Consider the following 24,125-nt stretch of genomic DNA (forward strand, 5'->3'; position numbering starts at 1 on the left):
AGCTGCAATCTCTACAGGGAGCCGGCGAGAAGCCTGGTGCGAACTCAATCCGCCGTGCTTTTGATCTCCCGGTGCACACGCGCCCTCGCAAGCGACTGAAATATTTGAACTCTCGCTCGCGTGAGCACAGGAACTGCGGCCGGCTCGAAAGACACGGAGCAGGCTGTTGGAACGGCCAGCGATGGCCACGGGCATCCCTCAGGATGGGCCAGAAGTGGAATCGGGTCCAGCCTCGGCGGGATCGGTCATCCCGACCGTGTGATAGGCACGGCCAAAATAGATCAGATTGTCGGTGCAGCCGGATCTTTGCAGCGCGACGACGCGGCAGAACAGCACATCGTGGGTGCCGACATTGACGACATCCGCAATCCGGCAGTCGAACGCCGCAGCACAGTCGGCCAGCACCGGCGCGCCGGTTGCGAGTGTGGACCACGCTGCTGCAGCAAACCGTTCCTCCGCTGGCACCTTGCCGCCGAACAGACGGGACAGTTGTTCGTGCCGCGCCGAGAGCACGTTGATGCACACCACCTTGTTGCGCGTCACACCGGCATAGGCCGAGGAGCCGCGGTTGATGCAGACCAGCAGCGTCGGCGGATCGTCAGTGACGCTGCAGATCGCGGAGGCCGTAAATCCGGTGCGGCCCGCGCCACCATCCGTCGTGACGATGCTGACGGCGGCACCAAGACAGGCCATCGCGTCACGGTAGTCCCGGGGAGCCACGTCCTGCATCGATGTTCTCACCCCTCGATGGCAGGCGCGAAAGCGAGCTCGCACAGCACCTGTGCCAACACGGCGGCGCCGGCCGCGACATGATCGGGCTCGGCCCATTCGTGCTCGACATGGCTGGCGCCGTCGCGGCACGGGATGAAGATCATCGCAGCCGGACAGACTTTTGCGAGATGACGGGCATCGTGACCGGCGGCGGAGAGGATCGCCATGGCGGAATGCCCCTGCTCACGCGCGGCCTTCGCGATGCTCGCGCGCAGGCGCGGATCGAACACGTTAGACGGCGCATCCACGAGCGGCGTCACCGTAACCGAGCACGGCGGGGCGGTCTCCTGGCAAAGAGTTTTGATGCGCGCGCCGGCCGCGTCGAGCACGGCATTGTCAGGGTGACGCAGATCGATGCTAAAGCTGACGCGCGATGCCACCACCGACGGCGCGTTCGGCACGACAGCGACCCGTCCGATGGTGAACTTGATATCGGCATCGATGGTGCCGATCTCGGCATGGAGCGCCGACGCCATCCGCGCAAAGGCCGCGAGCGCATCCCGCCTCTCCGACTGCGCCAGCGTGCCGGCGTGTCCTTCGCTCCCCTCAACCACCACCTGAAAGGTCTTCTTGCCCTGGATGCCGCTGACGACACCGATGGTGCAGTCGGCCGCTTCCAGCACTGGTCCCTGCTCGATGTGCAATTCGAGATAGGCGCCGACCGCGAAGCCGAGCGACCGATGCGGCAGATCGGGAAACGCCGCGTGAAGCCGGTCGAGCGCCTCGCCGACGCTGATGCCGTCCGCATCGCGCGCGGCGCGGATCGCGTCCAAGCCGCGCTCGCCGGTAAAGGCCTCCGAGCCCATCATGCCCGGCGCGAAGCGCGAGCCTTCTTCGTTCATCCAGGCGACGACGATGAGGTCGCGCATGGGCTTCTCGCCTTGCCCGGCGAGCGAGACGACCGCCTCCAACGCCGCCATCACACCAGCCGCGCCATCGAACTTGCCGCCAGTGGGTTGGCTATCGAGATGACTGCCAAGGAGAAGCGGCGGCGCAGTGCGATCGCGGCCAGCCAGCGTCAGGAACAGGTTTGCCGCGGCATCCGTCGACGGCGTCAAGCCCGCCTCGCCGGCCCAGTCGATGACGCGGCGCCAGGCCGCGATCTCGCCATCGCCCAATGCCTGGCGGTTGACCCCGCCGGCCGGCGTCGCGCCGATCTCGGCGAGTGCCATCAAGCGGGTCCAGAGCCGATCGGCGTCGATCAGGGGCTGGCTCGTCATCGACTACTTCGTGCGCATGATCTGGCCCGGCAGCGCGCGCGGATCGCGCGGCAGCCAGCCTCCGGCCTCGACCTGGGCGATAAACTCGGCGAGGAGCGCATTGAATGCCGCAGGCTCTTCGAGATTGAGCGTGTGGCCGGTCTTGGGGAAGACCGAGAGGCCGCAGGCGGGAATGGTCTTCTTCAGGAAGATGCCGGGCTGGAGACAGTGGTCGTCCTCGTCGCCGACGACGACCAGCGTCGGCACCATCATCTTTTTCAAGCCGTCTTCGAGATCGTAGAAGGATGGCCGGCGCGCCTGGACGCCGCGCATGGTGTTGGCGGCGCCGCGATCGGAATGGGTGGCGAGGCGATCGGCGAATTCCTGCCAGCCCCGCGGATCCTTGTTCTGGAACTGCACCCGGCTCGCGCCGAGCGCATAGATCTTAGCGAATTCCCTGGCGCCCTGCTTCTCGAAATTGTCGGCGACTTCGAGCGAGACGCCGCGAAAATATTCCTCGAACTCTTTCTCGCAGCCATAACCGGCACCAGCCACCGTGAGCGACAGCGCACGCTCCGGCGTACGCAAGCCGAAATGCACCGTGCAGAACCCGCCCATGGAAAGGCCGACGATGTGCGCCTTGTCGATTCCGAGCGCATCGAGCACAGCGACCGCATCGTCCGCCGCGATCGCCTGCGAATAGGCCTCCACGCTGTCAGGCACATCCGACGGCGGATAGCCGCGCGCGGCGTAGCTGACGCAGCGATAGCGCCTGCTGAAATAGCGCAGCTGCGGCTCCCAGCTCTGGTGATTGCCGCCGAACTCGTGGATGAAGAGGATCGGCGTGCCTTCTCCCGTTTCTTCCACGTGGAGCTTCACGCCGTCTTTCGCTGTGATCATCGTCATCGGCATCGTCCCTAGAATTGCGGCGGCAGGTCGTTGAGCGTGCGAGCCTGCGCAACCATTTCCGGCAACAGCGTGCAGAGTTTCTCGACCCACGCCTGCGGTACCGAAGTGCTGATCTTCACGAAGCGGTCGCCGAAGCGCTGGGTGTGATAGGTACCTTGGCGGATCATGATGCCCTGGCGGCGATAGCATTCGACCAGCGCCTCCGGACGGATGCCCGCCGCGATGGTTTCGAGCACCAGGAAGTTCCCGTGCGAGGGCATGATCGGCAGCGCGAGCCCTTCGATTGCGGCCGCCGCCTCCTCGATCATCGCCTTGTTGGAGCGGTCAATGCTGCGAACCTTCCTCATCCATTCGGCCTTGACCGACAAGCCAGCCTGCGCCGCGCGCTGGGCGATGACACTGGCGCCGAGAACGCTGGTGGAGGTCTGCGCCAGCTCTTCGAACAGGTCCGGCGCGGCGACAAGCGCCCCGATCCGCAGGCCTGCAAGCCCGAGCCATTTCGAGAAGCTGGTCGAGACCACGGAGCCTTTCGGAGCCACATGAAGCGCAGGCGTGTGGCCGTCGGCAAAATCGCGATAGGTGCAGTCGTGCACCAGAAGCGCTCCGCAATCGCGCGCGATCGCCGCAAAGCTCTCGATCTCCTCGCGGGTGTAGCGAATGCCGAGCGGATTGTTGGGATCGACGAGATAGATGATCGCGGTGCGCTCATCGACATTCGCCTTCAACGCCTCGGGCGTCAGGCGGTAGTTGCAGGCGGGATCGTAGATCGGAATCTCGATCACCTCGGCGCCCTGCTGGCGCGCGAACAGGCACGGCCATTTCCAGGTCGGGTCGGTCGTAACCAGCGTGGTACCAGGCTTGCAGCGTGCACGGCAGATCATCGCCAGCGCATTGACTCCGCCCTCGGTCACCAGCGCTTCTGCGCCCGGCGTGCCGAGATCGGCGACGATCGCCGCGCGCAGCGCCTCGAAGCCGAGTGGCGGCGCATAGGCATTGAACTCGCCGGCCTCGATCGAGCGCAGCATCGCCTCGCGCACGGCGGGATGGCTCTCGACGTGATTGGTGTTCTGGCCGAGCCAAGAGAGCCCGGGCGTCGCCGCAAGCTCGTCGAAGTAGCGGTTGCGGACGAGCGCTGTGGATTGAGACCCCGACATCGACGCCTCAGATCACCGAGCCGCGCGCGGCGATGCCGCCGTCGATCGTCACCACGGTGCCGGTGATGTAGCCGGACCGCGGCGAAGACAGGAAAGCGACGAGATCAGCGACTTCTTCCGAGGTGGCCGGGCGCTTGCCGGGATATTTGTCGAACAGCTCCTCCCAGCGGCCTTCGTCGCCGAGCATGTCGATCGCCTTGCGCTTCATGATCTTGAGCATGCGGTCGGTGGCCACCGGACCCGGATTGACCGCGACGACGCGCACGCCGTGGTCGAGGCTGCGGCCGCCGAGCGCCTTGGTAAAGGACATCAGCGCCGCATTGCCGGTCGAGCCTGCGATATAGCTCGCGTCCCAGTTCTCACCGGAATTGCCGATGATGTTGATGATGACACCGTCCTTGCCCTTCATGCGCGGATAATAGAGGCGCGACAGCGTGATGTAGCCGAACACCTTGAGGTCGAAGCCGCGCCGCCAGGCGGCGTCGTCGAGAATTTCCAGCGAGCCGGCCGGGATGTCGCCGGCGTTGTTGACGAGGATGTCGATATCGCCGGCCTCGGCTGCGAGCTTCTCCATGGCCGCCGTGCTCGACAGGTCCAGCGCATGGATCGTGATCTTCACGCCATGGCGGGCTTCGAGCTGCTTCTTGGCCTCCAGCATCGCCTCGCCGTTGCGGGCGGCGAGATGCAGATGACACCCCTCCGCCGCGAAGAGCTCGGCCACCGCCAGTCCAATTCCTTTCGACGCGCCGGTGATCAGGGCGGTCTTGTTCGTCAGCTTCAGGTCCACTCCGGGTCTCCAGGATGCAAGCTAGATATACAAAGTCTAGCAATTTGCATACCAAGAGGCCGAAGGTCATTCGAAGGCGGCTAGAAAGTCCAGGAGGTTGTCGCCGAGCAAGTTGACGTGGTCGCGCATCGCGTTGTGCGCCCGCTCGGGATCGTGGGCAAGGATCGCCTGCATGATCGCCTCGTGCTCCCTGACGGTGTCGGCGATCCGGTTCGGCATCCGCGTCACCCGGCGGCGATAGGCGGCCACTTGGTTGCGCAGCTTGCGGGTTTGATCCGCGAGGAACGTGTTGCGCGAGGCCTCGTAGATCGCTTCGTGGAATTCCTGGTTGATGTCGTAGAAGACGTCGATGTCCCCGGTTTCGCCCGCCGCCACAAGTCGCTGGTGAATCTTACCTATTTCAGCTCCCCAAGCCTGCGAGACGCGCCGGGCGGCGAGCCTTGCACAAAGCCCTTCGAGCTCGGCCATCACCTGGAACATCTCGATCAGCGCCTGCGCCTTGATGCTTCGGACGGTCGCGCCCTGCCGGCCGCGCAGCTCGACCAGATTGTTGGCGGCCATCAGGCGGAACGCCTCCCGCACCGGCGTGCGCGAGACGCCAAAACGCTGGGCGATCTCCTGCTCGTCGAGCCGGCTGCCCGGTTCGAGGTGGCCTGCCGCGATCGCCCCTTCGAGCTTCTGGCGCAGGCTCTCGGCGAGCGTCACGCCCGGGCTCACGGCAAGGGTTTCGTGCCCATTTTTGACGCGCTTGCCTCCGCCATGTGCACCAATATCCGCCATTATGTTTCTCCGACGTCAAATAACGTATACATCATGGCACTCTCACCTAACGAAACGACCTACTTTCGGTCGGAGATGCCCGTGTCTCCGACCTATCCATCGTCGATCTCGCAAGTCTTATGCCTGATTTGCTCGGAAATGGCACTGGCACACGAGTTGCTAAGAGATTTCGACGCGGTCCGCTTTCGTATGCGAATGACCGCCGCCATTATACAAGGACATGCTGGTGCAGGCCGCCCGCCTCCCCGATCCCGGACCGACCATTGAAGCCCCGCAGGCTCACCCGAAGCCTGAGCCGCTGCTCGAGCTGCGCGCGATCAACAAGACCTTCGGCTCCGTCGCGGCACTCTCAGGACTTCAGGCGAACGTCGCCCCCGGCGAGTTCGTCACCGTCGTCGGCCCGAGCGGCTGCGGCAAGAGCACCCTTTTCAATATCGTTGCCGGGCTTGAGGAGCCCGATGCCGGCGGCATTCTGCGCTTCGAGGGCAAGAGCTGCCATGCCGCCGATCTGCTCGGCCGCGTCTCCTTCATGCCGCAGCGCGATTTGCTGTTTCCCTGGCGCAATGTCGTCGACAACGCCATCCTCGCACTCGAGGTCGAGGGCATGCCGCGCGAGCAGGCGCGTGCCAAGGCGCTGAAGATGCTGCCCGAGTTCGGGCTGGCCGGCTTCGAGAAGCAGTACCCCAATCAACTGTCCGGCGGCATGCGCCAGCGCGTCGCCCTGATGCGCACCTTCCTGTTCGAGCGCGACCTGATGCTGCTGGACGAACCGTTCGGCGCGCTCGATGCGCTGACGCGGGCAATGATGCAGCGCTGGTTGCTCGACGTCTGGCAGAAATACCGACGCACCATTCTCTTCATCACCCACGACGTCGACGAGGCGATCTTCCTCGGCGACCGCGTGCTGGTCATGACGGCGCGTCCCGGCTCGGTGAAGCTCGAACAAATCGTCGACCTGCCCCGCCCGCGCCGGCCCGAGATCGTCACCTCCCCCGAATTCGTGCGCCTGAAGCGCACGCTGCTCGATGCGATCGAGGAGGAAAGCATGAAGTCGTTTCAATCCTCCATCGCGCAGGAGAAGTCGCAGTGAACGCGATGCCAGCGAAAGAACCGCAAGCCGCACCGCGCGGGATCGATCCGGCCGAATGGGATGCACGGATCAAGCTCGCCGCCTGCTATCGCATGGTCGCCAAGCTCGGCATGGACGATTTGATCTACAATCACATCTCCATGCGTGTGCCCGGCCATGACGATCAATTCCTGATCAATCCCTACGGCCTGTTGTTCGACGAGATCACGGCGTCGAGCCTGGTGAAAATTGACACCAAGGGAAACAAGCTGGACGACACCCCGCAGGCCGTCAACGTCGCCGCCTTTGTCATCCATGCTGCGATCCACACCTCGAATCACGATGCGGCCTGCGTGCTGCACACCCATTCCGACGCGAGCGTCGCGGTTTCAGGACAGGAGAACGGCCTGTTGCCGCTCAGCCAGTTCGCGATGCGCTTCTACGACCGCCAGGCCTTCCACGACTACGAAGGCGTCGCCATCGACCTCGACGAGCAGGTCCGCCTGGTTCGCGATCTCGGTCCGCACAAGGTGATGCTGATGCGCAACCACGGCATCCTGACCGTCGGCCGCACGCCGGGCGAGGCCTTCATGCTGCTCTATTATTTCGAGCGCGCCGCACGGATCCAGCTCCAGATGCAGGCGGCGGCCGCAGCCGGGGCCAAGCTCGTAATGCCGCCGCACGATGTCTGCGAGAAGGCCGCCCGCCAGTTCTGGGAATTGCAGGGCGACATCCTCGTGCCCGGCGAACGCGAATGGCCGGCGCTGATGCGCCAGCTTGACCGCACCGATCCATCCTATCGCAATTGATTTTCACCGCCTGGAGTATGACCATGTTGAGCCGTCGCCACGCCCTCTCCGTCCTCTCCGCCATCGCACTGGCGACCGGCTCCCTTGTCACGGCTGCGCCCGCCGCAGAGTTGCAGAAGGCAAGCCTACGGTTGAAATGGCTGCCGCAGGCGCAATTCGCCGGCTTCTACGTCGCGGCGGCCAAGGGCTACTACAAGGCCGAGGGCATCGACCTCACCATCAATCCCGGCGGGCCCAACCTGCTGACCGAGAACCTGGTCGCAACCGGCGCCGACACATTTGGTTTGTCCGGCGGTACCGATAGCGTGTTCGCGGCCCGCGACAAGGGATTGCCGATCGTCTGCATCGGCGTGTCGCACCAGATCACGCCCTTCATCTTCGTCACCCGCAGGGACGGGCCGGTGAAGACGATCCAGGATTTCAAGGGCAAGACCGTCACCACCTGGTTCACCGGCGCCAACCATGTGCTCAACGGCATGCTGGCCAAGGAAGGCATCAAACCGGACGAGCTGAAGATCCAGCCGCAGCAGGTTTCGGTGACGCCGTTCGTCGATGGCAGCGTCGACGTCATCACGGCGACCTACTACAACGAGTTCTACACCATCCAGTCGCGCATGCCGAAGGACAGCCTGAAGACCTTCGTCGCCGAGGATTACGGCATCACCTTCCCCCGCGACACGCTGATCGTGGCCGAGGCGACCGCCAAGGAGAAGCCGGAGCTGGTCAAGGCGTTCCTGCGCGCTTCGCTCAAGGGGTGGAAGGACGCATTCTCCGATCCCAAGGGTGCCGTCGATACCGTGATGGCCGCCGCCCCGACGCTCGATCGGACGCAGCAGGAGTTCATGCTCACGGAGGTTAAGCGCCTGATGACCGCAGGCGCGGCCGCCAAGAACGGCATGTTCTGGATCGACGCCGACGCGGTCAAGACCGCCCACGACTTCTTCCTGAAATATGGCGTGATCTCCAAGCCGCTGGATCTTGCCGCCGCCTATGATGCCAGCTTCATCCAGAGCGTCCCCGTGGCGGATCGGCTGCCGTGAGCGGCCCTGCCGCGACATCACTCAGTGAGGCCGCCGCCGCGACGCGGTCGATCACGATGCCGGATTCGCTGCGCAAGCTGGTCCGGCTCCTGCTCGGCCTCGCCATTGCGGCGGTGATCTGGGAAGGCGCGGTGATGCTGTTCGGTATCAGGCCCTATTACCTGCCGCGTCTCAGCACCATCCTGCTGGCGATGGCGGCGACGCCTCGGGCCTATGTCGACGGTTTCCTGCGCACGTTGGCGGAGACGCTGATTGGCTTTGCGTCCGGCGGCGCCTTCGGCGTGCTCATGGGCATCGTGTTCTTCCGCGTCCGCGCGCTGCGCGAAATGATCTTTCCGATCTTCGTGGTGTCGCAGACCATTCCGGTCATCGCCTTCGGCGCGCTGGTGGTGCTGTGGTTCGGCAACACGCTGCTCGCCAAGGCGATCATCGCATTCTACCTGACCTTCTTTCCGGTGACCGTTAATACGCTGCTCGGTCTCGAGACCGTCGATCCCAAGCAGGTCGCCCTGATGCGCAGCTTCGGCGCTTCCAATCGCCAGTTGCTACTGCGCCTGCAGCTGCCGACCGCACTGCCGCAGATCTTCGTGGCGCTGCGACTCGCTGCGTCACTGAGCCTCGTCGGCGCCATCGTCGGCGAATGGTTCGGCGACACCACCGGGCTCGGGGTGCTGCTGCTCCAGGCCATGTTCACCGAGAATGTCGTGGCGATCTGGGGCGCGCTGCTCGCCGCGGCCCTACTCGGCACAGGCTTCTATGCGGTGGTCGCCGCGGTGGAGCAGCGGCTCGTGTTCTGGAGCGCCGAGCAATGAGCCGTGCGCTCGCCTCTCCCTCGCTCGCCGTCCAGCGCGGCATTCTCGGCGCCGTCCTCCTGATCGCATGCTGGGAAGGCCTGGCGCGCGGACTGCATCTGCCAGCCTATGTTCTCCCCGCCGTCAGCGACATCCTCGTCGGCCTGTGGTCCAAGCGCGCCATTCTCATCGACGCCGCTGGCTACACGTTGCTCGAAGCGCTCGTCGGCTATGGGCTCGGCTGCCTGATCGGCATCGGCCTTGCCGTTGCCATCGCGCTGGTGCCGGCACTTCGCAGTGCAATCCTGCCGCTTGCAACTGCGATCAATTCGGTGCCGGTGGTCGGCTATTCGCCGCTGATCCTGCTCTGGTTCGGCATCGGCGTCAGCTCGAAGATCGTGATGGTGGCGATGGCGGTGAGCTTCACCATTCTGCTGTCGATGCTGGCCGGGCTCGACCGTGTCGATCGCCGCGCCGTCGATCTCATGAAGAGTTTTGGCGCGGGCCGCTTTGGCGTGCTGTGGCGCCTGCGGCTGCCGACCGCCCTGCCGCTGCTGCTCGCCGGCATGCGCGTCTCCACGGTGCGCAGCGTGATCGTGGCGATCGTCACCGAAATGCTCGGCGCGCATGGCGGCCTCGGCTGGGTGATCTATCAGGCCGTGCTCCAGATCGACTTCGTCCAGGTCTGGTCGGCGATCTTCGTCGCATCCGCGGCGAGCCTCGCCTTCTTCGGCCTGATCGGTTTCCTCGAACGCAAGATCCTGTTCTGGACATGACGCCAGGAAACACACCATGAAACGACAGATGCATCTCGGCCTGTTCATCCTCGGCACCGGCAGCCATGTCGCGGGCTGGCGTTATCCCGGTGCAGTCGACAGCTTTCAGGACTTTGCGGCAATCCAGGAGATCGGCCGCACCGCCGAGCGCGGCAAGTTCGACCTAATCTTCATGGGCGACAATCTCTATGCCGACGCCGCCGCCCATCCCTCCTACACGCTGCGGCTCGAGCCACTGACGATGCTGGCGGCGCTATCGACCTCGACCAGCCATATCGGGCTCGGCGCCACCGTCTCCACCACCTACAGCGATCCCTTCTCGGTCGCACGCGTGTTTGCTTCGCTGGATCACATCTCAAAGGGGCGCGCCGCATGGAACGCTGTGACAACGGCCAATCCGGCGACCGCGGCGAATTTCGGCACCACCCATCCCGACCACGCCCGCCGCTACGAGATGGCCGGTGAGTTCCTCGACGTGGTCAAGGGCCTGTGGGACGGCTGGGCGGATGACGCCATCGTCGCGGACCGCGCCAGCGGCGTCTACATCGACCCGGCGAAGCTTCGCCCGATCGACCATGACGGCGCGTTCTTCAAGGTCAAGGGCCCGCTCAACATCGGTCGCAGCCCGCAAGGCCGCCCCGTCGTGCTCCAGGCCGGCGGCTCCGAGGCCGGGCAAGCGCTTGCCGCGCGCACTGCCGACATCGTGTTCTCGGTGGTGCAGGATATCGAGGAAGCCAAGACCGGCTACGCCTCGCTGAAGACGCGTCTGCCGTCGTTCGGGCGCAGGCCGGAGGACGTCACGGTGCTGCCCGGCGTGATGCCCGTGGTCGGCCGCACCGACAAGGAAGCGTTCGAGAAGCTCAACGTGCTCCAGGGCTTCGTCAGCGGAAGCAACGCACTCGCCATCCTCTCGGACCGCTTCGGCCGCGACATGTCGGCCTACGATCTCGACGGGCCGATCCCCGACATCGCGCCGTCGGACAGCTATCACAGCTTTGCCAGCGTCATGCTCGCCAAGGGCCGCCGCGAGAACATGACGCTGCGCGACCTCTACAATCTCACCGCCGCCGCTCGCGGCCATTGGGTGCTGTGCGGTTCGGCCGAGCGCATCGCGGACACGCTCCAGCTTTGGTTCGAGGAGCATGCCGCCGACGGCTTCAACGTCATGCCGCCCTATTTCCACGAAGGGTTCGAAGATTTCGTCCAGCTCGTCGTGCCGATCCTGCAGGAGCGCGGGCTGTTCCGCAGCGACTATGAGGGGACGACATTGCGCGATCATCTCGGCCTCGCGCGGCCGGCCAATCCGTTCTTCGCGGCTTAGAGCACGCCGGCAGTTCGCAGTGCCTGCTCGAGTGCCTGCAACTCGTCGCGTGTCGCTGGCGGCTGCGGCGGCCGCGCCGCATCGCATGACAGGCGTCCGAGCAATTTCAGGCACGCCTTGAGCCGCACGGTCGCCCGCCCTCCGGGCGCCTCACGATAGATCGCGACCGCCAGAGGATACAGCTTCTCATGCGCGGCGCGCGCCCGCTCCCAATCGCCGGCCTCGGCGGCAGTCCAGAGGCCGACCACAAGCTCCGGCACGACGCAGGCGAGACTGGCCTGGCTGCCGGCCGAGCCCACGATATAGCTCGTCATCAGATGCTCATCGCCCGAGCCGAGCACGACGAAGTCCGGTCGCAGTTTCCGGATCAGCCTGAGATTCTGTTCGTAGGCTGCGACCTCCCAGCTGCCCTCCTTCACCGCAACGAAGCGAGGATCGGCGGCAAGCCGCGTCAGCAGCGGCGGCGCGTAGGCCATCGCCCCCGCGCCGACGGGCGCAGCGTAAAGCATCAAGGGTACCGTCGTGGCATCGCGGATGTGGCGGTGATGTTCGATCACGCAATCATCGGCATGGCCGAGCGCCCAGCTGTTGGGAGGAAACACCAGCAGCCCGTCTGCGCCGGCCTGTTCCAGCGCAGCCGCCTCGCGCGCGGCCTCCAGGCTCGATTCATGGTTGACCCCGGAGACGATCAGGCAGTCCTTCGGTGCGTGCCGACGTGCCAGCTCCACCACGCGCCGCTTCTCGGCCAGCGACAGCACGAAATTCTCGCCGGCGTGACCGTTGACGAGGAGCCCATTGATGCCGGGCGTGGACGAAACCGAGATGACATGGGCTGCGAGCTGCGCCTCGTCGACCTCGAACTCTTGCGTCATCGGCAGGATGGTGGCGGCGTGAATGCCGCGCAGGCGATCGCTGAATGTCCGCATCGTGGCCGACATCGCCAGCTAATGAATGATCTGGTCGAGGAACGTTCGCGCCCGCTCCGACTTCGGATGCTTGAAGAATTCCTCCGGCGCGGCCTGCTCGACCACTTTGCCCTCGTTCATGAACACGATGCGGTCGGCGACCTCGCGGGCAAAGCCCATCTCATGCGTCACGCACAGCATGGTCATGCCCTCCTCGGCGAGCTTCTTCATGGTCTCCAGCACCTCCTTGACCATCTCGGGATCGAGTGCGGAGGTCGGCTCGTCGAACAGCATGATCTTTGGCCGCATGCACAGCGCCCGCGCGATCGCGACGCGCTGCTGCTGACCGCCGGAGAGTTGCCCGGGAAATTTCGCCGCCTGGTCCGGAATCCGGACCTTGGTCAGGAAATGCATCGCGAGATCCTTGGCCTCGGCCTCGCTCATCCCGTTCGCGGTCATCGGCGCCAGGGTACAATTCTCCAGCACCGTCATGTGCGGAAACAGATTAAAGCTCTGGAACACCATGCCGGTGTCGCGCCTGACGGCGTCGATGTTCTTGCGCTGATGGTCGAGCTCGACGCCGTTGACGTAGATCAGGCCCTCATCATGCTTCTCGATGTGGTTGATGCAGCGGATGAGCGTCGACTTGCCCGAGCCCGAGGGACCGCAGACCACGATCTTCTCGCCCTTGGCGACCTTGAGATCGACCTCGTTCAACGCGGTGAAGTCGCCATAGTGCTTGTAGACCGCCTCCATGCGGACCGCAGGCACCCCACGGAGCTGCGGCTGCACTGTTGCACCTTCGGCCCTAGCCATCGATCTCTCGCTCATGCACGGGCCTCCACACTCGCCTGCGCAACCGGCGCGCTCGCTGCGACCCGCCTGGTTTTCGCGGCACTCGATCGACCGAAATGCTTCTCGAGCCGGCGTTGAACCGCATCCCAGACAGAGGTGAGGATCAGGTAATACGCCGTCGCAGCCGCATAGACCTCTAGGATCTGGAAATGCTCCTGCATCAGCATGTCGCTGCGGCGCATCAGCTCCTCAACCGAGATCACGGAAGCGAGCGAGGTTGCCTTCAACAGCGAGTTGATGGAGTTGCCGAGCGGCGGGATCATCAGCCGGAACGCCTGCGGCAGGGTCACACGGCGGAACGTGACCCAGGGCGACAGGCTGAGCGCCCAGGCGGCCTCGCGCTGGCCCGCCGACACCGCCATGAAGCCGCTGCGCACGATCTCGGCGAGATAGGCGGCCTCGTTGAGGATCAAGCCGACGAGCGCGCAGGTGATCACGCTGAACTTGATCCCCAGCTGCGGCAAGCCGCTGTAGATCACCACCAGCTGGATCAGGAGCGGGGTGCCGCGGAAGAACCAGATGTAGAAGCGTGCGGCGCCCGCGAGCACCGGATTGGACGACATGCGCAACAATGCGATGCCCATGCCGAGGATCAATCCGCCGACGACCGCCGCCACCGTCAAGCCGATGGTGACGAGCACTCCCTTCATCAGGAAGTAGTTGAAGAAGTAGCTGACGGCGGCCGTCGGACTGAAATGGCTCATCGGCTCGTCTCCGTGGGTATCAGGCCGGACCGGGGCCGGCGATCGCAAGCGGCTGGTCGGCCGGCATACTGGTCAGGCCGAACTTGTCGAACAGGGCTTGGTAGCTGCCGTCGGAGCGCATCGCGTTGAGCGCCTTGACGACGGTATCGGCGACCGTCTTGTTGCGGAAGCCAAGCGTGGTCCTGGCCGTGCCGAGCCCGCTCAGGACTTCCTTCACACGACCGCGGCCGACGAGATCGCGTGCCACGCTGTCGACCAGCAGCGCATTGTCAACCTGGCCCGCAAGCAGCGCGCTGACGACGTTGGTCGCAGTCGGGAACGTCCGCATCTCGACGGCCGCTCCGCTTTTCGCTACGCTGGCATCGCTGAGCTTCTTGAGCCAGTTCATCTGGTAGCTGCTGACCTCGACGGCGGATGATTTTCCGATCAGATCGTTTTCGGTAGCAATTTTTGTGCCGCTGTCGGGAGCCACCACGACCGAAATGGCCTGAATGGCATACGGCACCATGTACATCAGCTTGGAGCGCTCCTCGGTCCAGAACATGCCGGTATTCACGCCATCGATGCGCGCTGCGCCCAAGGCGGGAATCATGGCCGGAAAATCCATCCGGACGAGTTCGACCGGAAGACACAACCGCTTGCCGAGCTCGGCGGCGAGCTCGACATTGAGGCCTTGCAGCTGACCGTCCTTGTCGACGAATTGCTGCGGCGGATTGGTCGGGTTGATGGAGAGCTGCAATTTGCCGGGCGCAATCAGATTGCCATCGGTGATTGCGGGCGTACAGGCGGCATGCACCGCCGTGGATGCGAGAACGAGTGCGGCAGCCGCACCCAAGCGAAACAGTGTCGAGACCATGGATACCTCCAGTAAGACGCCAATGACCGATGCAGTTCCTCGCCCGGGATTCCCCTCGATGCTTGTTGGATGCGGCCGGACGGATCTCGTGACACGGCCGGCAGCATCGTCTTCGACCTGCTCAAGCCGTTCCCGACATCGGCCTGAGCTGGATGCGCATGAAATTCTTCACCAGGGATTCGAACTGGCCGAATCCCTTCACTTTCAAAAACTCCGGCGTTTCGAACGCCCAGCGTCCTGCAACCTCGTACATGGCGGCGTATTTCGGCCCGTCGCCGACCGAGACGAAGCGCTTTGCCGACAACCAGCCGGGACAGGCGAGCAGATCCGGAAAATGCCTCTGCTCGTACCAGGCGTTGAACGCAGCCTCGTGCTCTGGATCGATGTCGACCCGCACGATGTGGATGAAGGCGTCGTCCGGCATCGGCTCGCCCCTCATGCTAAGTGCGGATGTCGCCGGCCGCGCGCGCCGCGCCGACGGTGGTTGCAATGGCATCGCACAGCGCTGGCAGAACCGGCAGCAGCGGCGGCCGCGGATCGGCATTGCGGATCAGGCCGAGCGCCTTCAGCCCGACCTTCATGCGGGTGTGCATGTCCATGATCGGGGCGGGTCCGTAGATGGCGCGGACGATCGGATAGAGCCGCTCATTGACGGCGCGCATCGTCTTGAGGTCGTCGGCGAGCGAGGCCTGCCAGAGCGCTGCGAACAGATGCGGCGCGAGGCTGACAAGGCCGGAGAGAATGCCGTCGCCGCCGACGGCGAGCTGCGGCAGGAACCAGTTGAAGTTCGACGGCAGGATCGCGACAGATGGATCCGCCTGCTTCACCGCTCGCCGGTTCTCGTCATAGGCCAGCATGGTGTCGCTGCCCTCCTTGATGGCGATGACGCTTTCGAGCGCTGCGATCTTCGCCAGCGTCTCCGGCGAATAGCCAAACCCGGACGCCAGCGGATACTGGAAGATCGAGACCGGAATTCCGATCGCGGAGCTGAGCGCTTGCACGAAAGCCAGTGGCGCGCGTGAGGTCGCCGAAGCGCCGCCGCCTAGCGGCGCAGGCGGGAACAACACGGCGCAATCGGCGCCGGCCGCTTCCGCGAGCTGGGCCTGGTGGATCGCTTCCGCCGTCGAATGCGCGATGATGCCTGAAAGCAGCGGCTTGGCGCCGATCTGCCGGCGCGTTCGCTCGATCACGGCCTGACGTTCGTCGTCCGAAAGCGATCCGCCCTCGCCCGCGTGACCATTGACAAACACCGCCGCGATGCCATCAGGGCACGCGCAATAATCCAGCACGCGGGCATAGCCGTCCCAGTCGATCGAGCTGTCGTTCCTGAACGGCAGCACGGTCGCCACCGTGACGCCACGCAGATCCGGTTTCTTCGTCGGCTTGCTCATGACGGTTTCCGCCGTGGGAATTTCAGGCTCGCCCGCGCCTTCAGCACTTCAAGGCCGCCCTCGTTGCGTACGCTCGCCTCCCAGATGATCGTGCGGGTCTCATCGTGCTGCTCGGCGATCCAGACATCGAAGGTGAGCGTGTCGCCGTAGAACACGGGACCTGTGAACCAGAACCGGTCCTCCACGGAGACGCCGATCGTGCCGACCAGCTCAGAGGTGAGGATGCTCGTGCAGAGGCCGGCGACCATGATCCCTGGCGCCAGCCTACGGCCGAAGCGCGTCGCGCCGGCATAGACCTCGTCGACATGGACGGGGCCGAAATCACCGGTCGCGGCGATGTAGAGCGCACCATCGGCCTCGGTGATGGTCTTGCTCAGGCTGACCCTGTCGTTGACCTTGAGATCGTCGAAGGACTTTGGCTCGTACATGGCTCAGCCCTTCGTGAAGGGAACCAGCGTTGCGGTGCCGTCCACCACCGTTGCGCCGGAGGGCGACAGCGTGCAGGTGACCCGGCAGACCGCCTCCTCCCCTGCAACCGAGACGATCTCAGCTTTGGCTTCGACGGACTCGCCAACGATCACGGGCGCGGCAAAATTCAGCGCGATGCTGCCGATCCGCCGCGTGGGACCACCGAGCTGGCTCAGGCAGGTGGTGGCGAGACCGCCAACGGCAAGCTCGAAGGCGACCATGTTCGACGCGCCGGCCTTTTTGGCGCGGACGGCATCAACATAGAGACCGCCGAGATTACCGCTGATGCCGGTGAACATCGCCTGCTCGGCCACAGTCATGGTCTTGCGGAAGGCGAAGGCGGCGCCGGGCTTGAGAGGTGCGTGGGACATCGATCGTTTCCTAGAGCTGCAAGCCGTTCTTGATGGTGCTGCGCGCGACCAGCATGCGGTGGATTTCGGAGGTGCCGTCATAGATCCGGGTGACGCGGGCGTCGCGATACATCCGCTCCAGCGGCAGGTCCTTGCTGAAGCCCATGCCGCCGAACACCTGGATGGCACGGTCGACCACGCGGCCCTGCATCTCGGACGCCGCGACCTTGATCATCGAGACCTTGTCGCGCGCATCCTTGCCCTGATCGATGTCCCAGGCGGCATTCATCACCATCATCTTGACGCCGAAGATCTCGGTGGCGGAATCGGCGATCAGCTTCTGCACCATCTGGAAATCGCCGATCAGCTGGCCGAACTGGCGCCGTTCGCCGGCGTGCCTGCGCATCATCTCCAGCGCGCGCTGCGCCATGCCGACGGCGCGCGCGCCGATATGGGCAAGCCGGATCTGGAGCACGCTCTGCATGATCAGCTTGAAGCCGCCGCCGACCTCGCCAAGCACGGCCGTCTTCGGGATGCGGCAATCCTCGAAGCTCAGCTCGGCATGGCCATAACCCCGATGGCCCATCATCGGCTGGGTGCGCGCGACCTTGAAGCCGGGCGTGTCGCGGTCGACCAGGAACAGCGTGATGCCGCCGCGGGCGCGCTTGTCCCTGTCAGTCAGCGCCATCAGGATGATGTAGTCGGCGATGTCGCCGTCGCTGATGAAGTGTTTGGTGCCGTTGAGCACCCATTCGTCGCCATCGAGATGTGCGGTCGTGCTGATTGACGCGGCGTCGGAGCCGGCGCCCGGCTCGGTGATTGCCATGGCGCAGATCTTGTCCCCCTTCACCGTCGGCAGCAGATAACGCTCGACCTGATCGCCCTTGCAGGCCATCAGCATCGGATAGACTTGGCCGAACACGCGACGGATCAGCGCGTCGGAGGTCTTACCGAACTCTTCTTCGACCAGGCAATGCTCGACGCAGGACAGCCCGCCGCCGCCGACATCCGCCGGCATGTTCATGGCGTAAAGGCCGAGCTTCTGCGCCTTGGCCTTGGTGACCGCCAGCACATCGGCCGGCACTTTGGCGGTCTGCTCGACGACGTCTTCGAGCGGCTGCACCTCCGTCTCGACGAAACGGCGGACGGTGTCGACCAGGAGGCGCGTCTCCTCGGGGAGGGAAAAATCGATCATCGCGCCACTCCCACGGCCTTGCCGGCGATCATCGCGTCAATGTCGGCAGCGCCATAGCCGATCTCGCCGAGCACCTCGCGCGTCTGCGCGCCCAGCCGCTGCGGCACCAGCCGTACCTCCGGCGTCTGCCCGTCATAGCGCGCGGGATGGGCGACCATCCGGATTGGCGCGCCACCTGCGCTCTCGGCGCTCTTGAACACGCCCAGATGTTTAAGCTGAGGATCGGACTCGAGATCGCGATAATCCTGCACCGGCGCATGCCAGACCCGCGCGGCTTCAAGCGAAGGCAGCCAGTCGGACGTCGACTTCTGCTTCAGCCTGATAGCAACGATCCGCGTGATCTCCTCGCGCTTCGAGAAGCTGTCGGTGTCGGCGAATTGCTGCAGCTCTTCGCTCTCAAGCGCGACCGCGAGCGCGCTCGGCGTAGCCATGGAGATCGCCATATGACCGTCCGCCGTGGCGTGGACGCCGTAAGGCCCGGGGCTGAACCACGCCGCGATACCGGCCGGACCGCGCGAGGTCGGCGATGGCGCGCCATTCAGCCACGCCGTCAGCGGCTCGACCTGGAGATCAAGGGCGGCCTGATAGAGATTGACCTCGACGAGTTGGCCCTTCCCGGTCTTGATCCGCGCGAACAGCGCCGCGAGAATGCTCATGGCGTAGAGTGAGGCGGCGTGCTGATCGACGATGACAGCGCCGACCGCCGTCGGCTCGCCGTCCGCCCGCCCGGTCCGCATCGCAAGGCCGGACATCGCCTGGAGCAGCAGATCCTGGCCGGGGCGATCCTTGTATGGCCCCTCTGAACCGAAGCCGGTCGCGACCGCATAGATCAGGGCGGGGTTGATTGCCTTCAGCGTGTCGTAGCCGAGACCGAGCTTGGCCATGGTGCCCGGCCGGAAATTCTCCATGACGACATCGGCGGTCGCGACCAGCCTCTTCACCGCGGCGACGCCGTCGGGATGCTTGAGATCGACGGCGAGGCTGCGCTTGTTGCGCCCCGTGGCCAGATGATTGACGCTATCGCCTGCGACAAAGTGGTTGGCGACCGCCCAGTTGCGCTGAAACGCACCCTCGATCGGCTCGACCGCGATGACGTCGGCGCCGAGATCAGCGAGCGTCTGCGCGGCAAGCGGCCCCGCGAGGTAATGATTGAAGCTGAGGATCTTGACGCCGTCGAGCAGGTTCATGCGTTCACACCATGCTGGCGCTCAGGCTTTCGCATTTGAGAATGCTTCGTCCATCGCGCGATGTCTTCGCATGAAGCGTAGGCTGACACTTCGATGATCGACAACATCGCCATCAATTATTTTCCGGGCGAGGTTGATAACCAAAATCTATGATGCACACTGTCGTCGCTCACCTGTGACCGGACCATCCCGATGAATCTTCGACAGCTTGAAATCCTGCGTGCCGTGATGCGCACGCGATCCACGGTCGCGGCGGCGAAGGATCTCGGCATGTCGCAGCCGGCGGTCAGCAACGCCATCAAGCACGCGGAGACCACGCTCGGCTTCCTGCTGTTCGACCGCGTCAGCAAGCGCATGATCCCGACGCAGGAGGCGCAGATCCTGCTCGCGGAGGCCGAGCCGCTGTTCCTGATGCAGGACCTGATCAGCCAGACGGCCGCGCATCTGCGCGCCGGCCGCAAGGGACGGATGCGGATCATCGCGACATCCGAATTGTCGGAATCGCTGCTGCCGCAAGTTGTCGCTCGCTTCAGCCGCGACCATTGCGGCGTCGAAATTTCGCTTGAGACGCAGCGGCTCGACGACCTCCTGGAATATGTCGAGACCGGTGTCGTCGATGTCGGCTTCGCCATGGAGCCGCATCCGCGTCCGACGCTGGACTATTTGCCGCTGGCCCAGCTCGACATGGTCTGTGCCTGCCCGGCTGATAGCCCGCTGACGCAATTGAGCTTCGTCAGTCCGACCGATCTGCGCGATATGCCTCTGATCAACGCCCGCACCTCGAGCCGCATCAGCAGCCTGATCCAGGAGGCGTTTCGCCGCAGCGCCGTCAACTTCGCTCCCGCCATTGAGGTGCGCTTCATGAATGTCGCCGGACATTTCGTCGAAGAAGGGCTCGGGGTGACCATCATGGACGAGCTGACGGCGTCCTCGACGCGCTATAGCCGCCTCAGGAGCATACCGTTCAAACCGAAGACCGAGGTCACCGTATCTGCCGTCGTGCCGGCCGGCCGCATGCAGCAACGGCTGACGCAATCCCTGATCAGGCACGCGCGCGAGGAGATCGCGGCCCGGATTGCAGTGGCGCGGCAGTGAGGCCTTCATGCGCTCGCCCGCTTTGATGCATCCGGCCAGGTCAGACCGAAGCGCCCGACCAACGCCAGCGCGGCAGCATCCTGTGCTGCGGGAAGTGGCAGTCGCGGCGGGCGCGGATGGCCGGCTGCAAAGCCCATATGACTGAGCAGCGCCTTGCTGCCGGCGACGTAGGCCTGGCCGCCGACGAACTCGATCACCGGCAGGTATTTGAGATAGAGCTCGCGCGCGTCCTTGATCGCGCCGTGGTCGGCGACGAGGCTGAAGATGCGGGCCATCTCCGCCGGAACCACGTTGGAGGCCACGGCCACCCAGCCCTGCGCGCCCTCGACGAAGGATTCGAAGCCGAGGATGCCGCCGAACACCGTCATCCTGTCGCCGCAGAGGCGGATGATGTCGCGCACGCGCGTCACCTCCAGCGTCGACTCCTTGATATAGAGGCAGTTGTCGATCTCGGCGATGCGCGCCACAAGTGGCGGCTTGAGATCGACATTGGCGGTCGCGGGATTGTTGTAGACCATGATCGGCAGCGCGATCGCTTCGGCCACCGTTTTGTAGTGATGCACCAGCTCGTCGTCGGTCGGCGTCGAATAGAACGGCGGAATTATCATGACGCCGTCCGCGCCCAGTTTTTCGGCACGGCGGCTGAGACGCACGACCTCGCGCGTATCCTCCGCGCCGGTACCGATCAGCACCGGCACGCGGCCCGCGGCCTGGCGAATGACGACCTCGGCAACCAGCGCCTTCTCGTCATCGTCCATGGACAGGAACTCGCCGGTCGAGCCGAGCGGGATTAGCCCGTGAATGCCCTGCGCGATCTGCCAGTCGACGAAGGCGCGCAAGGCCGCAACATCGACCTCGCCCCCCGCCGTGAACGGGGTGATCATGACGGTGTAGGTGCCGCGAAACGTCTTCATCGAGGTACTGCCGGGCGCTCGGGTGAATTCAGACGGCGGGCGCTGCCTGCGGAATATCCGCAATGATTACGCAATCGTTTGCATAAATGGCTCAGCATTGGGCAACACCATCCATTTTTTGAACTTGATCCGCGCAGGATATGCTCTTAGCGTTTCTGCAATCGTTTGCAGTGTATCGGTGGGTTTGATGAGCGTCACGCTCAAAGATGTGGCACAAGCGGCCCGTGTTTCAGTCAGCACTGCGTCCCGGGCGCTGACGGGAACCGGCCTGACCAGCGAACGCACGCAGCAGCGCCTGTTGCTCATCGCGCGCGAGCTCGGCTACCGGCCGAACCCGATCGCGCGGGGCCTCAAGACCGGACAGTCGCGCCTCGTGGCGCTCCTCGTCCACAATCTCACCAACGCCTCGTTCCAGGTAATGGCCGAAGTGGTGCAGGCGCGCCTGAAGGCGCTGGGTTATCAGATGCTTCTGTGCATCGGCGGCGACGATCCGCAGCAGGAGAGCGACACCCTCACCACGCTGGTCGACCACCGCATCGACGGGCTGATCGTGGTCCCAACCGGCAAGAACGGCGCGCAGCTCAAGGCGCTGGCGAAGGACATACCGATCGTCTGCCTGGTGCGGCGCGATGACGCGACCGATCTCGAGACCGTGCTCGCGGACGATCCGCAAGGCGCTTATCTGGGTACGCGTCATCTGATCGAGCTCGGGCACAAGCGCATCGGACTGATCGTCGGCCGTCAGCACACCACGTCGGGCCGCGAACGCTTGTCCGGCTATGTCCGCGCGCTACGCGAAGCCGGCATCGCAAGGGACGACACGTTGATTCATGCCGGCCACTACGTGCCCGAGACCGGCGTGACCTGCTGCCGCAAGCTCCTCGACCTCCCCCGCCCGCCGAGCGCGATCTTCGTTGCTAATCACGAGGCGACGCTCGGCGTGTTGCGCGTCACGGCGGAACGGAACATCACCATTCCCGATGATCTCTCGCTGCTCTGTTATGAGGACATGCCGTGGTTCGAATGGCATCGTCCGGCCATCAGCATCGTCGACAATGGCGCGCGGGATCTTGCCAATCTCGCCGTCGACCGACTGCTGCATCGCATGGACGCCAAGGGTAATGGCAATGACGGTGTCCGCGAATATCGCGTCGGCGCCCGGCTGATCAAGCGCGACTCCTGCCGCCACTTCGACGCCACGGCTCCTGCGAAATCCGGCAAGTCCAAATCGTCTTCATCCAAATCATCTGCTGCCAAGTCCGCGAAGGTCTGATCGATGCCCTATGTCGAAGTGCTCGCCCCGCAAGCTCCGGTCCAGCGCAAGGCCGCTCTGGCGCGCTCGGTGACGGACGGCCTGATGTCGGCGTTCGGTGTCACGGCCGACACGGTCACACTCTATTTCCCGAACATTGCGCCGGACGACTACGCCCATGCCGGCAGGTTTGGCGCGGAGGCCACCGGCCAGCGCATCCTGCTCAAGGTCCACGCCTTCCGCCGCAGCGAGGCCGAGCGCCGCGCCGCCGCCATCGCGCTGACCCGTGGCGTGTGCAGCGCCTATGGCGTGTCGGGCGACGACGTCGCGGTGTATTTCTGCGATCGCGACCGCAGCGAAGTCTCCCACGATTCCAAGCTCGCCAGCGACTGACGGAGCACGCCATGGACCGCTTCTATAGTCAAGACCAGAAGGCCCTGCGCGGGACCGCCCGCCGCTTCGCGGAGGCAGAAATCCTGCCGCGCGCCGCGGCGATCGATCGCGAGGACCGCTTCGACCGCGCGCTCTACAAGGGCATGGCCGATCTCGGCCTGTTTGGCATCTGCCTGCGCGAAGGCGCCGGCGGCGCCGGTCTCGATGCGGTCGCGGCCTGCATCGCCATGGAGGAGCTGGCGCGCTGCTCCGGCGCGGTCGCCAACGCCTTTGCGATCCCGGTCGAGGCCGTGCTGTTCTTCGATCATCACGGCACCGAGGCGCACAAGGCGCTGATCCCGCAGATTCTGAGCGGCGACATCATTCCCGCGACCGCCGTCTCCGAGCCGGACCACGGCTCCGACGTAGCTAGCATCCGCACCGACGCGGTGCGCGAAGGCAATGGCTGGCGGCTCAACGGCACCAAGGCCTGGGTGACGCTCGGCGGCGTCGCCGATCACATCATGGTGTTCGCGCGCACCGGCGCAGATGCGGGCCATCGCGCCATCTCCTGTCTTCTCGTCGACGGCGCCCTGCCAGGCATCACGCGCGGCAAGAACGAGGAGCTGCTCGGCATGCACGGCCTCGACGACTGCCAGATCACCTTCTCCGACGTGCGCCTGCCAGCCGACAGCGTGATGGGACCGGAGAACCAGGCCTTCAAGATGGCCATGAGAAACTTCAACTTCAGCCGGCTGATGATGGCCTCGATGGCGCTCGGCATGGCGCAGGCTGCGTTCGAGGACGCGACCGCCTATGCCAGGGACCGCAAGCAGTTCGGCCAGGCCATCATCGGCTTCCAGGCGGTGCAGTTCATGCTCGCGGACATGTCGACCGACATCGCCGCCGCGCGCCTGCTGATCCACCATGCCGCGCGTCTGCACGATGCCGGCGAGCCGATCGCCAAGGAGGCGGCGCAGGCAAAGCTGTTCACCACCGACATGGCGATGAAACACGTCTCCAACGCGCTGCAGATCCACGGCGGCAACGGCTATTCGCGCGAGTATCGGATCGAGCGCATCTTCCGCGACGTCCGCCTCGCCCAGATCTACGAGGGCACCAACCAGATCCAGCGGCTGATCATCGCCCGCCAGGTCGAGAAGGAGGCCGCGTGA

Annotated in this window: 27 protein-coding genes; 10 read left to right on the forward strand and 17 right to left on the reverse strand. The window is 64.8% G+C overall.

Features of this window, described 5'->3' with window-relative positions; all coding sequences use genetic code 11:
* Nucleotides 1-198 precede the first annotated feature (198 nt).
* The 6 genes from IVB23_RS05530 to IVB23_RS05555 all read right to left on the reverse strand — a co-directional run bounded on the left by IVB23_RS05530 (nucleotide 199) and on the right by IVB23_RS05555 (nucleotide 5,600).
* Nucleotides 199-729, reverse strand: coding sequence for a flavin reductase (locus tag IVB23_RS05530; protein WP_247802835.1), 531 nt, complete (start codon nucleotides 727-729; stop codon nucleotides 199-201).
* A gap of 8 nt (nucleotides 730-737) precedes the next feature.
* Nucleotides 738-1,991, reverse strand: a complete 1,254-nt coding sequence (locus IVB23_RS05535; RefSeq protein WP_247802837.1) for a Zn-dependent hydrolase — start codon at nucleotides 1,989-1,991, stop codon at nucleotides 738-740.
* Between the two features lie 3 nt (nucleotides 1,992-1,994).
* On the reverse strand, nucleotides 1,995-2,876 hold the full coding sequence (locus IVB23_RS05540; protein ID WP_247802840.1) for an alpha/beta hydrolase: 882 nt from the start codon (nucleotides 2,874-2,876) through the stop codon (nucleotides 1,995-1,997).
* A gap of 11 nt (nucleotides 2,877-2,887) precedes the next feature.
* Nucleotides 2,888-4,033: a pyridoxal phosphate-dependent aminotransferase gene (locus IVB23_RS05545; RefSeq protein WP_247802842.1), complete on the reverse strand. Its 1,146-nt coding sequence runs from the start codon at nucleotides 4,031-4,033 to the stop codon at nucleotides 2,888-2,890.
* A 7-nt stretch (nucleotides 4,034-4,040) separates the two neighbouring features.
* A complete protein-coding gene (locus tag IVB23_RS05550; RefSeq protein WP_247802845.1) occupies nucleotides 4,041-4,820 on the reverse strand; it encodes an SDR family oxidoreductase in 780 nt (259 codons plus the stop codon).
* Nucleotides 4,821-4,886: 66 nt separating this feature from the next.
* Nucleotides 4,887-5,600, reverse strand: a complete 714-nt coding sequence (locus tag IVB23_RS05555) for a GntR family transcriptional regulator (protein WP_247802848.1) — start codon at nucleotides 5,598-5,600, stop codon at nucleotides 4,887-4,889.
* A 220-nt stretch (nucleotides 5,601-5,820) separates the two neighbouring features.
* On the opposite strand from IVB23_RS05555, the gene IVB23_RS05560 reads away from it, so the two are divergent.
* From IVB23_RS05560 to IVB23_RS05585, 6 genes are read left to right on the forward strand one after another with little or no spacing between them, the layout of a single operon-like run.
* Nucleotides 5,821-6,690: an ABC transporter ATP-binding protein gene (locus IVB23_RS05560; RefSeq protein WP_247802850.1), complete on the forward strand. Its 870-nt coding sequence runs from the start codon at nucleotides 5,821-5,823 to the stop codon at nucleotides 6,688-6,690.
* Complete coding sequence (locus IVB23_RS05565; RefSeq protein WP_247802851.1) at nucleotides 6,687-7,478, forward strand: class II aldolase/adducin family protein; 792 nt, start codon at nucleotides 6,687-6,689, stop codon at nucleotides 7,476-7,478. The genes IVB23_RS05560 and IVB23_RS05565 overlap by 4 nt, the downstream gene beginning before the upstream one ends.
* Nucleotides 7,479-7,501: 23 nt before the next feature.
* Nucleotides 7,502-8,518, forward strand: a complete 1,017-nt coding sequence (locus IVB23_RS05570; protein ID WP_247802852.1) for an ABC transporter substrate-binding protein — start codon at nucleotides 7,502-7,504, stop codon at nucleotides 8,516-8,518.
* The gene (locus tag IVB23_RS05575; RefSeq protein ID WP_197965583.1) at nucleotides 8,515-9,330 is read left to right on the forward strand and encodes an ABC transporter permease; all 816 of its coding nucleotides are present in this window, start codon (nucleotides 8,515-8,517) and stop codon (nucleotides 9,328-9,330) included. Before IVB23_RS05570 ends, IVB23_RS05575 begins: the two co-directional genes overlap by 4 nt.
* Complete coding sequence (locus tag IVB23_RS05580) at nucleotides 9,327-10,085, forward strand: ABC transporter permease subunit (RefSeq protein ID WP_061882215.1); 759 nt, start codon at nucleotides 9,327-9,329, stop codon at nucleotides 10,083-10,085. Before IVB23_RS05575 ends, IVB23_RS05580 begins: the two co-directional genes overlap by 4 nt.
* Nucleotides 10,086-10,101: 16 nt before the next feature.
* Nucleotides 10,102-11,406 (forward strand): LLM class flavin-dependent oxidoreductase, encoded by a 1,305-nt coding sequence (locus IVB23_RS05585; protein ID WP_061882214.1) that lies wholly within the window; start codon nucleotides 10,102-10,104, stop codon nucleotides 11,404-11,406.
* Here the strand turns inward: IVB23_RS05585 and IVB23_RS05590 are convergent.
* The 10 genes from IVB23_RS05590 to IVB23_RS05635 all read right to left on the reverse strand — a co-directional run bounded on the left by IVB23_RS05590 (nucleotide 11,403) and on the right by IVB23_RS05635 (nucleotide 19,317).
* Nucleotides 11,403-12,332, reverse strand: coding sequence for a dihydrodipicolinate synthase family protein (locus IVB23_RS05590; RefSeq protein WP_061882319.1), 930 nt, complete (start codon nucleotides 12,330-12,332; stop codon nucleotides 11,403-11,405). The genes IVB23_RS05585 and IVB23_RS05590 overlap by 4 nt on opposite strands.
* A gap of 18 nt (nucleotides 12,333-12,350) precedes the next feature.
* Complete coding sequence (locus tag IVB23_RS05595) at nucleotides 12,351-13,142, reverse strand: amino acid ABC transporter ATP-binding protein (RefSeq protein WP_061882213.1); 792 nt, start codon at nucleotides 13,140-13,142, stop codon at nucleotides 12,351-12,353.
* On the reverse strand, nucleotides 13,139-13,870 hold the full coding sequence (locus IVB23_RS05600) for an amino acid ABC transporter permease (RefSeq protein WP_061882212.1): 732 nt from the start codon (nucleotides 13,868-13,870) through the stop codon (nucleotides 13,139-13,141). Before IVB23_RS05600 ends, IVB23_RS05595 begins: the two co-directional genes overlap by 4 nt.
* A 19-nt stretch (nucleotides 13,871-13,889) precedes the next feature.
* Complete coding sequence (locus tag IVB23_RS05605) at nucleotides 13,890-14,726, reverse strand: ABC transporter substrate-binding protein (RefSeq protein WP_061882211.1); 837 nt, start codon at nucleotides 14,724-14,726, stop codon at nucleotides 13,890-13,892.
* 121 nt (nucleotides 14,727-14,847) lie between these two features.
* Nucleotides 14,848-15,150, reverse strand: a complete 303-nt coding sequence (locus IVB23_RS05610; protein WP_245312173.1) for a DUF4286 family protein — start codon at nucleotides 15,148-15,150, stop codon at nucleotides 14,848-14,850.
* A gap of 16 nt (nucleotides 15,151-15,166) precedes the next feature.
* Entirely contained in the window at nucleotides 15,167-16,117 is a 951-nt protein-coding gene (locus tag IVB23_RS05615) for a dihydrodipicolinate synthase family protein (RefSeq protein WP_247802855.1), read from the reverse strand.
* On the reverse strand, nucleotides 16,114-16,545 hold the full coding sequence (locus IVB23_RS05620) for a MaoC/PaaZ C-terminal domain-containing protein (RefSeq protein WP_247802858.1): 432 nt from the start codon (nucleotides 16,543-16,545) through the stop codon (nucleotides 16,114-16,116). The genes IVB23_RS05615 and IVB23_RS05620 overlap by 4 nt, the downstream gene beginning before the upstream one ends.
* Nucleotides 16,546-16,548: 3 nt before the next feature.
* Nucleotides 16,549-16,956: a MaoC/PaaZ C-terminal domain-containing protein gene (locus tag IVB23_RS05625; RefSeq protein WP_061882207.1), complete on the reverse strand. Its 408-nt coding sequence runs from the start codon at nucleotides 16,954-16,956 to the stop codon at nucleotides 16,549-16,551.
* A gap of 10 nt (nucleotides 16,957-16,966) precedes the next feature.
* Nucleotides 16,967-18,130 carry an acyl-CoA dehydrogenase family protein gene (locus tag IVB23_RS05630; RefSeq protein ID WP_247802860.1) on the reverse strand — a complete coding sequence of 388 codons (1,164 nt, stop codon included), beginning with the start codon at nucleotides 18,128-18,130 and terminating at the stop codon, nucleotides 16,967-16,969.
* Entirely contained in the window at nucleotides 18,127-19,317 is a 1,191-nt protein-coding gene (locus tag IVB23_RS05635) for a CoA transferase (RefSeq protein ID WP_247802862.1), read from the reverse strand. The genes IVB23_RS05630 and IVB23_RS05635 overlap by 4 nt, the downstream gene beginning before the upstream one ends.
* Nucleotides 19,318-19,509: 192 nt before the next feature.
* Between IVB23_RS05635 and IVB23_RS05640 the strand changes: the two genes are divergently transcribed.
* A complete protein-coding gene (locus tag IVB23_RS05640; RefSeq protein WP_247802865.1) occupies nucleotides 19,510-20,412 on the forward strand; it encodes a LysR family transcriptional regulator in 903 nt (300 codons plus the stop codon).
* Nucleotides 20,413-20,417: 5 nt separating this feature from the next.
* Here IVB23_RS05640 and dapA read toward each other — a convergent pair whose 3' ends face one another.
* A complete protein-coding gene (dapA, locus tag IVB23_RS05645; protein WP_247802869.1) occupies nucleotides 20,418-21,326 on the reverse strand; it encodes a 4-hydroxy-tetrahydrodipicolinate synthase in 909 nt (302 codons plus the stop codon).
* A gap of 187 nt (nucleotides 21,327-21,513) precedes the next feature.
* Here dapA and IVB23_RS05650 point away from each other — a divergent pair, with 187 nt between their 5' ends.
* Genes IVB23_RS05650 through IVB23_RS05660 form a run of 3 tightly spaced genes read left to right on the forward strand, consistent with a single transcriptional unit; the run spans nucleotide 21,514 to nucleotide 24,125 of the window.
* Nucleotides 21,514-22,599, forward strand: a complete 1,086-nt coding sequence (locus IVB23_RS05650; RefSeq protein ID WP_247802871.1) for a LacI family DNA-binding transcriptional regulator — start codon at nucleotides 21,514-21,516, stop codon at nucleotides 22,597-22,599.
* Between the two features lie 3 nt (nucleotides 22,600-22,602).
* The gene (locus tag IVB23_RS05655) at nucleotides 22,603-22,971 is read left to right on the forward strand and encodes a tautomerase family protein (RefSeq protein ID WP_061882201.1); all 369 of its coding nucleotides are present in this window, start codon (nucleotides 22,603-22,605) and stop codon (nucleotides 22,969-22,971) included.
* 11 nt (nucleotides 22,972-22,982) lie between these two features.
* Nucleotides 22,983-24,125 (forward strand): acyl-CoA dehydrogenase family protein, encoded by a 1,143-nt coding sequence (locus IVB23_RS05660; RefSeq protein WP_247802873.1) that lies wholly within the window; start codon nucleotides 22,983-22,985, stop codon nucleotides 24,123-24,125.

Origin of the sequence: Bradyrhizobium sp. 191, assembly GCF_023100985.1 — a bacterium.
Taxonomy (GTDB): domain Bacteria; phylum Pseudomonadota; class Alphaproteobacteria; order Rhizobiales; family Xanthobacteraceae; genus Bradyrhizobium; species Bradyrhizobium diversitatis.

Bases quoted from the DNA above. Each gene is read 5' to 3' on its own strand.
- IVB23_RS05530 (WP_247802835.1), bottom strand. From the start codon at position 729: ATGCAGGACGTGGCTCCCCGGGACTACCGTGACGCGATGGCCTGTCTT.
- IVB23_RS05535 (WP_247802837.1), bottom strand. From the start codon at position 1,991: ATGACGAGCCAGCCCCTGATCGACGCCGATCGGCTCTGGACCCGCTTG.
- IVB23_RS05540 (WP_247802840.1), bottom strand. From the start codon at position 2,876: ATGACGATGATCACAGCGAAAGACGGCGTGAAGCTCCACGTGGAAGAA.
- IVB23_RS05545 (WP_247802842.1), bottom strand. From the start codon at position 4,033: ATGTCGGGGTCTCAATCCACAGCGCTCGTCCGCAACCGCTACTTCGAC.
- IVB23_RS05555 (WP_247802848.1), bottom strand. From the start codon at position 5,600: ATGGCGGATATTGGTGCACATGGCGGAGGCAAGCGCGTCAAAAATGGG.
- IVB23_RS05560 (WP_247802850.1), top strand. From the start codon at position 5,821: ATGCTGGTGCAGGCCGCCCGCCTCCCCGATCCCGGACCGACCATTGAA.
- IVB23_RS05570 (WP_247802852.1), top strand. From the start codon at position 7,502: ATGTTGAGCCGTCGCCACGCCCTCTCCGTCCTCTCCGCCATCGCACTG.
- IVB23_RS05580 (WP_061882215.1), top strand. From the start codon at position 9,327: ATGAGCCGTGCGCTCGCCTCTCCCTCGCTCGCCGTCCAGCGCGGCATT.
- IVB23_RS05585 (WP_061882214.1), top strand. From the start codon at position 10,102: ATGAAACGACAGATGCATCTCGGCCTGTTCATCCTCGGCACCGGCAGC.
- IVB23_RS05590 (WP_061882319.1), bottom strand. From the start codon at position 12,332: ATGCGGACATTCAGCGATCGCCTGCGCGGCATTCACGCCGCCACCATC.
- IVB23_RS05595 (WP_061882213.1), bottom strand. From the start codon at position 13,142: ATGAGCGAGAGATCGATGGCTAGGGCCGAAGGTGCAACAGTGCAGCCG.
- IVB23_RS05600 (WP_061882212.1), bottom strand. From the start codon at position 13,870: ATGAGCCATTTCAGTCCGACGGCCGCCGTCAGCTACTTCTTCAACTAC.
- IVB23_RS05605 (WP_061882211.1), bottom strand. From the start codon at position 14,726: ATGGTCTCGACACTGTTTCGCTTGGGTGCGGCTGCCGCACTCGTTCTC.
- IVB23_RS05610 (WP_245312173.1), bottom strand. From the start codon at position 15,150: ATGCCGGACGACGCCTTCATCCACATCGTGCGGGTCGACATCGATCCA.
- IVB23_RS05615 (WP_247802855.1), bottom strand. From the start codon at position 16,117: ATGAGCAAGCCGACGAAGAAACCGGATCTGCGTGGCGTCACGGTGGCG.
- IVB23_RS05620 (WP_247802858.1), bottom strand. From the start codon at position 16,545: ATGTACGAGCCAAAGTCCTTCGACGATCTCAAGGTCAACGACAGGGTC.
- IVB23_RS05625 (WP_061882207.1), bottom strand. From the start codon at position 16,956: ATGTCCCACGCACCTCTCAAGCCCGGCGCCGCCTTCGCCTTCCGCAAG.
- IVB23_RS05630 (WP_247802860.1), bottom strand. From the start codon at position 18,130: ATGATCGATTTTTCCCTCCCCGAGGAGACGCGCCTCCTGGTCGACACC.
- IVB23_RS05635 (WP_247802862.1), bottom strand. From the start codon at position 19,317: ATGAACCTGCTCGACGGCGTCAAGATCCTCAGCTTCAATCATTACCTC.
- IVB23_RS05640 (WP_247802865.1), top strand. From the start codon at position 19,510: ATGAATCTTCGACAGCTTGAAATCCTGCGTGCCGTGATGCGCACGCGA.
- dapA (WP_247802869.1), bottom strand. From the start codon at position 21,326: ATGAAGACGTTTCGCGGCACCTACACCGTCATGATCACCCCGTTCACG.
- IVB23_RS05650 (WP_247802871.1), top strand. From the start codon at position 21,514: ATGAGCGTCACGCTCAAAGATGTGGCACAAGCGGCCCGTGTTTCAGTC.
- IVB23_RS05655 (WP_061882201.1), top strand. From the start codon at position 22,603: ATGCCCTATGTCGAAGTGCTCGCCCCGCAAGCTCCGGTCCAGCGCAAG.
- IVB23_RS05660 (WP_247802873.1), top strand. From the start codon at position 22,983: ATGGACCGCTTCTATAGTCAAGACCAGAAGGCCCTGCGCGGGACCGCC.